At 71.1% G+C, this 8214-nt stretch carries 8 protein-coding genes and 1 pseudogene; 5 read left to right on the top strand and 4 right to left on the bottom strand.

The features are described 5' to 3' along the window. From IEY81_RS08765 to dapE, 4 genes and pseudogenes are all read right to left on the bottom strand, one after another. A pseudogene (locus tag IEY81_RS08765) lies at positions 1-1084 on the bottom strand (hypothetical protein); the annotation flags it as partial. Positions 1085-1099: 15 nt separating this feature from the next. Further along, the gene (locus tag IEY81_RS08760) at positions 1100-1438 is read right to left on the bottom strand and encodes a DivIVA domain-containing protein (protein WP_189118087.1); all 339 of its coding nucleotides are present in this window, start codon (positions 1436-1438) and stop codon (positions 1100-1102) included. Positions 1439-1441: 3 nt separating this feature from the next. Next, a complete protein-coding gene (locus tag IEY81_RS08755; RefSeq protein WP_189118086.1) occupies positions 1442-2161 on the bottom strand; it encodes an LOG family protein in 720 nt (239 codons plus the stop codon). Further along, positions 2158-3243, bottom strand: a complete 1086-nt coding sequence (gene dapE, locus IEY81_RS08750) for a succinyl-diaminopimelate desuccinylase (protein ID WP_189118085.1) — start codon at positions 3241-3243, stop codon at positions 2158-2160. The genes IEY81_RS08755 and dapE overlap by 4 nt, the downstream gene beginning before the upstream one ends. A 122-nt stretch (positions 3244-3365) precedes the next feature. Between dapE and metX the strand changes: the two genes are divergently transcribed. The 5 genes from metX to IEY81_RS08725 all read left to right on the top strand — a co-directional run bounded on the left by metX (position 3366) and on the right by IEY81_RS08725 (position 8080). Then, entirely contained in the window at positions 3366-4436 is a 1071-nt protein-coding gene (gene metX, locus IEY81_RS08745; protein ID WP_189118084.1) for a homoserine O-acetyltransferase MetX, read from the top strand. Beyond that, on the top strand, positions 4433-5725 hold the full coding sequence (locus IEY81_RS08740; protein WP_189118083.1) for an O-acetylhomoserine aminocarboxypropyltransferase/cysteine synthase family protein: 1293 nt from the start codon (positions 4433-4435) through the stop codon (positions 5723-5725). The genes metX and IEY81_RS08740 overlap by 4 nt, the downstream gene beginning before the upstream one ends. After that, entirely contained in the window at positions 5725-6219 is a 495-nt protein-coding gene (locus tag IEY81_RS08735; RefSeq protein WP_189118082.1) for a CoA-binding protein, read from the top strand. Before IEY81_RS08740 ends, IEY81_RS08735 begins: the two co-directional genes overlap by 1 nt. 62 nt (positions 6220-6281) lie before the next feature. Next, positions 6282-6836 (top strand): OsmC family protein, encoded by a 555-nt coding sequence (locus tag IEY81_RS08730; RefSeq protein WP_189118081.1) that lies wholly within the window; start codon positions 6282-6284, stop codon positions 6834-6836. Then, complete coding sequence (locus IEY81_RS08725) at positions 6833-8080, top strand: NAD(P)-binding domain-containing protein (protein ID WP_189118080.1); 1248 nt, start codon at positions 6833-6835, stop codon at positions 8078-8080. The genes IEY81_RS08730 and IEY81_RS08725 overlap by 4 nt, the downstream gene beginning before the upstream one ends. Positions 8081-8214: the final 134 nt, after the last annotated feature.

The raw sequence follows: 8214 nt of genomic DNA, 5'->3' as shown, positions 1-8214 counted from the left end.
GCTGGGGCTGGGGCTGGGGCTGGGGCTGGGGCTGGGGCTGCTCGGGTGCGGGCGGCCGCGGCGCGGGGCGCTCGCGCGCCGGCGGCTCCGGGGCGCGCCGCTCCTGGGCGGGACGGGCCGGGGCGGGACGGGCCGGGGCCGGAGCGGGAGCCGGAGCAGGCGCGGGCTGCGGGCGGCCGGGCTGGCGCGCGGGGCGCTGCGGAGGCTGCGGCTGGGGTGCGGGCGGCCGCTGGGCGGCTCGCTGCGGCGCGGGCGGCTGCTGCGGCGCGGACGGCTGCTCGGGAGCGGGCGGTGCCTGGCGAGCGGCCACACGGCGGCCGGATCGGCCGTCCCGCGCGGGCTCCGGAGCCGGGACGGGAGCAGGAGCCGGCGCCGGAGCGGGCGCAGGAGCCGGCGTGGGCTCGCGCTCGATCGGCGCCATCACGGCCGTCTCCTCAGCGCTCGCAGCCGCTCGACGCGGTTCTGCGCGGCGGGTCTCGGCGCGACGCTCAGCAGGGCGCCCCGGCTGGGCGACTGGCTGGGCGACTGGCTGGGCGACGGGCTGAGGCACCGGCTGCTGGACCGGCTGACGCGGGTCCGGCTGGCGCGGATCGGGCTGGCGCGGGTCGGCGTACCCGCCTCGCGGGTCGACGTCGGCGTAGTCGGGATAGCCGGGCTCGACAAAATCAGGCTCGGCGAAACCAGGCTCGGCGTGACCCGCCTCGGCATAGCCGGCCTCGTCGTAGCCGTAGCCGTCCTCGGCGTACTCCTCGTCGTAGCCGTCATAACCGTAGTCGTCGTGGGCGCCGGCGCCGGAGCGCTGCTCCTTGAGCCGGCGTGCGAGCAGGTAGAGACCCGCGATCGCGGCGAGCCAGATCCCGAAGAGACCGATGACGCCCGGGACGTCACCCCCGAGGAAGAACGACGGCGGCGAGACGAGGAAGAGGACCCACACGAGCAGGCCGGCGGCACCGGCGTACAGGTGGATCTTGGGTGGTAGCCCCGGCTGCTGAGGCTGCAGCAGATGAGGCTTGAGATAGGTGAGCGCGACGATCACCGCGACCAGGGCGGTCACGGCGTAGACGAGTACGGCAGCGAAACTCACGGCAGCGATTCTGTCCTAGTCGTCGGACGAGCCCGAATCGGGCTCCGGCGGGTGTGGTGCGTGTCTCCCGGGGTCGGTATCGGCTCCGGCGTCCGCAGTGGCGACCGATTCCCGCCACTCCGCCTCCTCGGCGAGGCGCTCGATCAGCGCGTCCACCTCGTCCATGCGGTAGCCCCGGAAGGCCACCGAGAACCGTACGCGACGCAGGTCTGCGGCCTCCAGGACGCGGTCGCGGGGCACCAGAGCATCCGGCCGGTCGCCGTACTCCTCCCCCATCGGCGCGCCGGTACCGGCGGCTACGAGGGCGACTCCTCCGAGAACCAGCACGATGAGTGCTGCGAAGATCCAGCCCATTCGTCAGCCACGCGCCTTCAGCATCAGCTCGACCGCCTCGTCCACGTCGTCGGTGAGGGTGATCATGTCGAGGTCGCTCTGCTTGATCCGGCCGTCGGTCAGCATCGTCTCGCGCATCCAGGCGAGCAGTCCCTCCCAGTGCTCGACACCCATCAGCACGATCGGGAACTGGGTGATCTTCTTGGTCTGGGAGAGCGTCATCGCCTCGAAGAGCTCGTCCATGGTGCCGAGACCGCCGGGCATGACGACGTAGCCCTGGGAGTACTTGACGAACATCATCTTCCGCACGAAGAAGTAGCGGAAGTTGAGCCCGAAGCTGACGTAGTCGTTGAGCCTGGCCTCGAAGGGCAGCTCGATGCCGAGGCCGATCGACTCGCCGCCGGCCTCGAGGGCGCCCTTGTTGGCCGCCTCCATCGTGCCGGGGCCGCCGCCGGTGATCACGCTGAACCCGGCCTCGGCCAGACCCTTGCCGACCGCCTCGGCCTGGGCATAGGTCGGGTGGTCCTGGGGCGTGCGAGCGGACCCGAAGACGCTGATCGCCGGGCCGATCTCGGAGAGGTCGTTGAACCCCTCGACGAACTCGGCCTGGATCTTCATGACCCGCCACGGGTCGGTGTGGACCCAGTCGCCGTGGCCGGAGCTGTCCAGCAGGCGCTGGTCGGTGGTGCTGCCGGCGGGGCGGCCCTGGGTGGGGCGCGGGCCGGAGCCGCTGCGTCTGGTCATGCGGTCAACCAATCACGGAGAGCCTGCTCGCACGAGGTGATCTCGGAGATCCGTACGTGCTCGTCGGCCTTGTGGGCGAACATCGGGTCACCTGGACCATAGTTGACCGCCGGCATGCCGAGGACGGTGAACCGGGCCACATCGGTCCACCCGAACTTCGGACCCACCTCGCCGCCGACGGCGTCGATGAAGGCCTTCGCCGACGGTCGCTCGAGCCCGGGCAGGGCGCCGGGGGCGGAGTCGGTCAGGGTGAGGTCGTAGCCCTCGAAGAACTCGGTGACGAACGCCAGCGCCTCCTCCTCGCTCCGGTCCGGGGCGAAGCGGTAGTTGACCGTCACCACGCACTCGTCGGGGATCACGTTGCCGGCCACACCACCGGAGACGAAGACCGCGTTGAGGCCCTCGTGATACTCCAGGCCGTCGATGACGGGCTTGCGCGGGACGTACGCCTCCAAGCGGCGCAGCACCTCGCCGGCCTTGTGGATCGCGTTGTCACCGCGCCAGGAGCGCGCGCTGTGGGAGCGCTCGCCGCTGGTGCGGACCTCGACGCGCAGCGTGCCCTGGCAGCCGGCCTCGACGCCCGCGTTGGACGGCTCCATCAGGATCGCGAAATCACCGGCGAGCAGCTCGGGCTCGCTCTCGGCCAGCTTGCCGAGACCGTTGTGGACGGCCTCGATCTCCTCGGCCTCGTAGAGGACGTACGTCACGTCGCGGTTGGGCTTCTCGAGGGTGGCCGCGAGCTTGAGGATGACGGCGTCGCCGGACTTCATGTCGCAGGCGCCGAGGCCGTGCAGGATGCCGGCGGCCTCGTCCAGGCGGCTCGGGAAGTTGTCGTTGACCGGCACCGTGTCGAGGTGGCCCGCGAGGACCACCCGCTCGGAGAGACCGAGGTCGGTGCGCGCCACGATCGAGTTGCCGCGCCGCTCGACGACGAGGTGGTCGTAGGCGGTCAGCGCCCGCTCGACGGCGTCGGCCAGCTCCAGCTCGTGGAGGCTCACCGAGTTGATGTCCATCAGCTGGCGGGTCAGCGTCACCACGTCGGTCGTCAGGTCGATCTCGGGAGTGTCAGGACTGGTCGTCACAGGGGTAAGTCAACCAGCCCGGCATGAGACCTCTTTGCCTGGATGCCGGACATCCGCCCCCGCGCTCGCTCAGCACGCTAGATTCTGTAGTTAGCGACTTGAATTAATCGAGAGAGGGGCCGATGACCGCCGTCCGACACGCTCGCCTCTTCGACGAGGCCGACCCGCTGCGGCTCTCCGGCGGCGGCACGCTGGCCCCCGTCGACGTCGCCTACACCACCTGCGGTGACCTCTCGCCAGCCCGCGACAACGCCGTCTTCATCGCCCATGCGCTCACCGGCGACGCCGAGGCGACCGAGTGGTGGCCGACGATGGTGGGCCCGGGCAGACCGGTCGACACCGACCGGTTCTTCGTCGTCTGCGCCAACCTCCTCGGCGGCTGCCGCGGCACGACCGGGCCGTCCTCGACCGACCCCGCGACGGGTCGCGCCTGGGGGCTCGACTTCCCGCTGATCTCGGTCGCCGACCTGGTGACCGTCCACCGCCGGCTGATCGCCCACCTCGGTATCGAGCGGCTCTACGCGGCGGTCGGTGGCTCGCTCGGCGGCATGCAGGTCCTGCAGTGGGCCGCGGACGCGCCCGGGCAGGCCGAGCGGGCCGTGCTGGTCGCCGCCTCGGCCCGGCTGAGCGCGCAGAACATCGCGCTCTCCACCATCGCCCGGCAGGCGATCCTGCGCGACCCGGCCTTCCACGGCGGGCGCTACCCGGACCATGGTGTCGTCCCCGCCGACGGCCTCTCGGTCGCGCGGATGCTCGGCCACGTCACGTACGTCTCCGAGCCGGGGCTGGAGGCGAAGTTCGGCCGCGACCGGCGCGGTGCTCCGGGGTTCGGCATCGACTTCGAGATCGAGAGCTATCTCGACCACCAGGCGCGCTCGTTCGTCGATCGTTTCGACGCGCTCTCCTACCTCTACCTCTCCCGCCTGCTCGACTACTTCGACCCGTTCACGTCGGAGGAGTTCGCCGAGCGGATCCGCGACACCCGGTTCCAGGTCATCTCCTTCGACTCCGACTGGCGCTTCTCGACCTCCCACTCGGTGCTGATCGAGAAGGAGTTGCGCCGCGTCGGCCTCGACGTCGAGCGCCACGAGATCGCCTCGTCCTGGGGCCACGACTCCTTCCTCCTCGACCCGCCGGGCTACCTCGACCTCGTCCGCACCTTCCTCAACGATCGAACTGGAGCTGGTTCATGAGTGACCACGCGTACGGCTTCAACACCCGTGCGATCCACGCAGGCAACATCCCCGACGCCGTCAGCGGCGCCCGGGCGCTGCCGATCTACCAGTCGGCGTCGTTCGTCTTCGACGACACCGCCGACGCCGCCGCGCGGTTCGCGCTGCAGAAGTACGGCAACATCTACACGCGCGTGGGCAACCCGACCGTGGCCGCGTTCGAGGAGCGGCTGGCCTCGCTCGAGGGCGGCATCGGCGCGGTGGCGACCGCCTCGGGCCTCTCCGCCGAGTTCGTCACCTTCGCCTCCCTCGCCGGCGCGGGCGACCACATCGTCGCCTCGGCCCAGCTCTACGGCGGCTCGGTCACCCAGCTCGACGTGACGCTGCGCCGGTTCGGGGTCTCGACGACCTTCGTCTCCCCGACCGACCCCGAGGCGTACGCAGCGGCGATCCGCCCGGAGACCAAGCTGGTCTTCGCCGAGACCGTCGCGAACCCGTCGGGCGAGATCGCCGACATCGCCGGACTGGCCGACGTCGCCCACGCCCACGACGTACCCCTGGTCGTCGACTCGACCATCCCGACGCCCTATCTGTCCCGGCCGATCGAGTGGGGCGCCGACATCGTGACCCACTCGGCGACGAAGTTCCTCGGCGGCCACGGGACGACGCTCGGCGGCGTGGTCGTGGAGTCGGGCCGGTTCGAGTACACCCCGGAGCGGTTCCCGCTCTTCCACGAGCCGGTCGACCACTACGGCGGGCTGTCGTGGTGGGGCAACTTCGGCGAGTACGCCTTCCTGACCCGGCTGCGCGCCGAGCACCTGCGCAACGTGGGCGCGACCCTGAGCCCGCAGTCCGCCTGGCAGCTCGCACTCGGCGTCGAGACGCTGGCGCTGCGGGTGCAGCGGCACGTCGAGAACGCCCGGATCGTGGCCGAGTGGCTCGACGCCGACGACCGGGTCGAGAACGTACGCTGGGCCGGTCTGCCCTCCCACCCGCACCATGCGCGCGCGCAGAAGTACCTGCCCAAGGGCCCCGGCAGCGTCTTCGCGTTCGACGTCAAGGGCGGGCGCGCGGCCGGGGAGCGGTTCATCGAGTCGGTCGAGCTCGCCAGCCACCTGGCCAACATCGGCGACGCCAAGACGCTGGTGATCCATCCCGCCTCCACCACCCACCGGCAGCTCAGCGAGTCCCGGCTGGCCGAGGCGGGCGTCTCCCCCGGCCTGGTGCGGATCAGCGTCGGGATCGAGGACGCCGACGACATCCTCTTCGACCTCGACCAGGCGCTCGACGCAGCCACGAAGGAGTCCTGATGACGATCGCGCAGATCCCGCACGAGCCGAGCGCGAAGGAGCGGCAGGGGCTGCTCCGGGAGGCGAGGTCGGTCGCCATCGTCGGCTTCTCCGCCAACACCGCCCGGTCGAGCTACTACGTCGCCACCTATCTCGCCCAGGACACCGACTACCGGCTCTACTTCATCAATCCCAACGCCGCCGGGCGTGAGGTGCTCGGCCACCAGGTCCACGCCTCGTTGCAGGACCTGCCGGAGACCCCGGACATCGTCGACGTCTTCCGCCGCGCCAGCGACCTGCCCGCGGTCGTCGACGAGGTGATCGAGCTGGGCTCGCCGGTGGTCTGGTTCCAGCTCGGGCTGACCAACGACGAGGCCGCGGCCACGGCGCGCGCAGCGGGGCTGACCGTGGTGCAGAACCGCTGCCTCAAGATCGAGCACGCCAGGTTCCACGGCGGGCTGCATCTGGCCGGCTTCGACACCGGCGTCATCTCGGCACGCAAGACGCGACGCTGATCTTCTTTGTTGAGTAATTTACTGGGCTATAACTTGTTCAACACCTACCTCAGGAGAGACAGATGACCGAAACCACCGTCGACAACGGCGTCAACGTCGAGGCCCTCCTCGGCGCCCGCAGCGCGCTCCAGGAGGCCCCGGAGGCCGCCAAGTTCACCTGGCGCGCCACCAACACCTGGGTCAAGGGCACCCACTCCAAGAGCAAGGTCGAGGGCTTCTTCGGCCTCGGCGAGGAGCAGGAGACCGACCGCTCGTTCGAGGCCGACGGCGACCACCCGCCGCAGTTCGCCGCCGACAACCAGGGCCCCACGCCGGTCGAGACCGTCCTGGTCGCGCTCGGCGGCTGCCTGACCGCCGGCGTCGCCTCCATCGCCCAGCAGCGCGGCATCCAGCTCAACTCGGTCACCGCGACCATCGAGGGCGACCACGACATCCGCGGCATCCTCGGCGCCGACGCCGACGTGCGCAACGGCTTCACGGGCGTCCGCGTGAACTACTCGATCGACGCCGACGCCTCTCCGGAGGACATCGAGGCGCTGGTCGCGCAGTCGCAGAAGCGCTCGGCCGTCTTCGACGTCCTGACCAACCCGACCGCCGTCAGCGTCTCCGTCTCGTGACCACGAGTGCTCCGTCTCGCCGCACCACCGTCGCGGTGATCGGGGCCGGGCACAGCGGCCTCGCGGTGAGCCACCGACTCAGTGCCGAGGGGATCGACCACGTCGTCCTCGAGCGCGGTCAGGTCGCTCACTCGTGGCACACCCAGCGCTGGGACTCGCTCCGCCTGCTCACCCCGGGCTGGATGAACCGGCTGCCCGGGCTGGGCGAGCCCCTGCTCGGTCCCGCGCACGTCGACGAGTTCCTCACCGCCGCCCAGGTCGCCTCGCTGGTCACGGGCTACGCCGACGTCATCAGCGCCCCGGTGCACGAGCAGGTCGCGGTGCACCGCGTCTCCCCCGCGACGGACGGCTTCCTCGTCGAGACCTCCGCAGGGCCCTGGACCGCCGACCACGTCGTCCTCGCCACCGGTTCCGTACGCGGCGTGCTGCCGCCGCTCGCCGCCGACCTGCCGCCCGGGCTGCCGTCGGTGCACGCCATCGACTACCGGCGCCCCTCCCAGCTCCCGCCCGGCGGAGTGCTGGTGGTCGGGGCGGCGGCCAGCGGCGTACAGATCGCGGCGGAGCTGCAGGCCTCCGGCCGCCAGGTCACCCTTGCGGTCGGTGAGCACGTCCGGGTGCCGCGCCGCTACCGCGGCCGCGACATCTTCGCCTGGATCGAGGAGGTCGGCATCCTCGATGAGCGCTGGGACGAGATCGACGACGTCACCCGCGCCCGGCGGCTCTCCTCCTTCCAGCTCGTCGGCGGCACCGCCGACCTCGACCTCAACACGCTGCAGGAGGCCGGGGTCCGGCTGGTCGGCAAGCTGGCCGGGACCCGTGACGGCTCGGCGCTCTTCTCGGGCTCGCTGACCAACATGGCCTCCCTCGCCGACCTCAAGGCCAACCGGCTGCTCAAGAGCATCGACGATGCCGTCGGCGGCACCGGCGAGCGGCTCGAACCGACCCGCGTACCTGACCCGCTCCTGTCCCTCTCCCTGACCTCCGGCGAGATCGGCTCGGTCGTCTGGGCGACCGGCATCAAGCCCGACCACTCGTTCCTGGACGCCGACGTCTTCGACCACAAGGGCGCGATCCGCCACGACGGCGGCGTCACCCACCTCCCCGGTCTCTACGTCACCGGCCTCCCCGTCCTACGCCGCCGCCGCTCCACCTACATCGACGGCGCCCGCGAGGACTCCGCCGACCTCGTATCCCACCTGACCGAACGTCTGTCCACGTCCACCCCAGCCCGCCGCACAGGCTGACATCTCGCCGAGTCGGCGCAACTGCCCCAGAAATAGACGCCGAGTCGGCGCAACTGCCTCAAGATTTCACGCCGAGTCGGCGTATCTGCCCCGAGCGGTTGGGACAGATGCGCCGACTCGGCGGTCTTGGGCGA

The sequence above is a fragment of the Nocardioides luteus genome, from assembly GCF_014648595.1.
Lineage (GTDB): Bacteria > Actinomycetota > Actinomycetes > Propionibacteriales > Nocardioidaceae > Nocardioides > Nocardioides luteus.
This window is presented reverse-complemented; position numbering and strand designations above follow the sequence as displayed.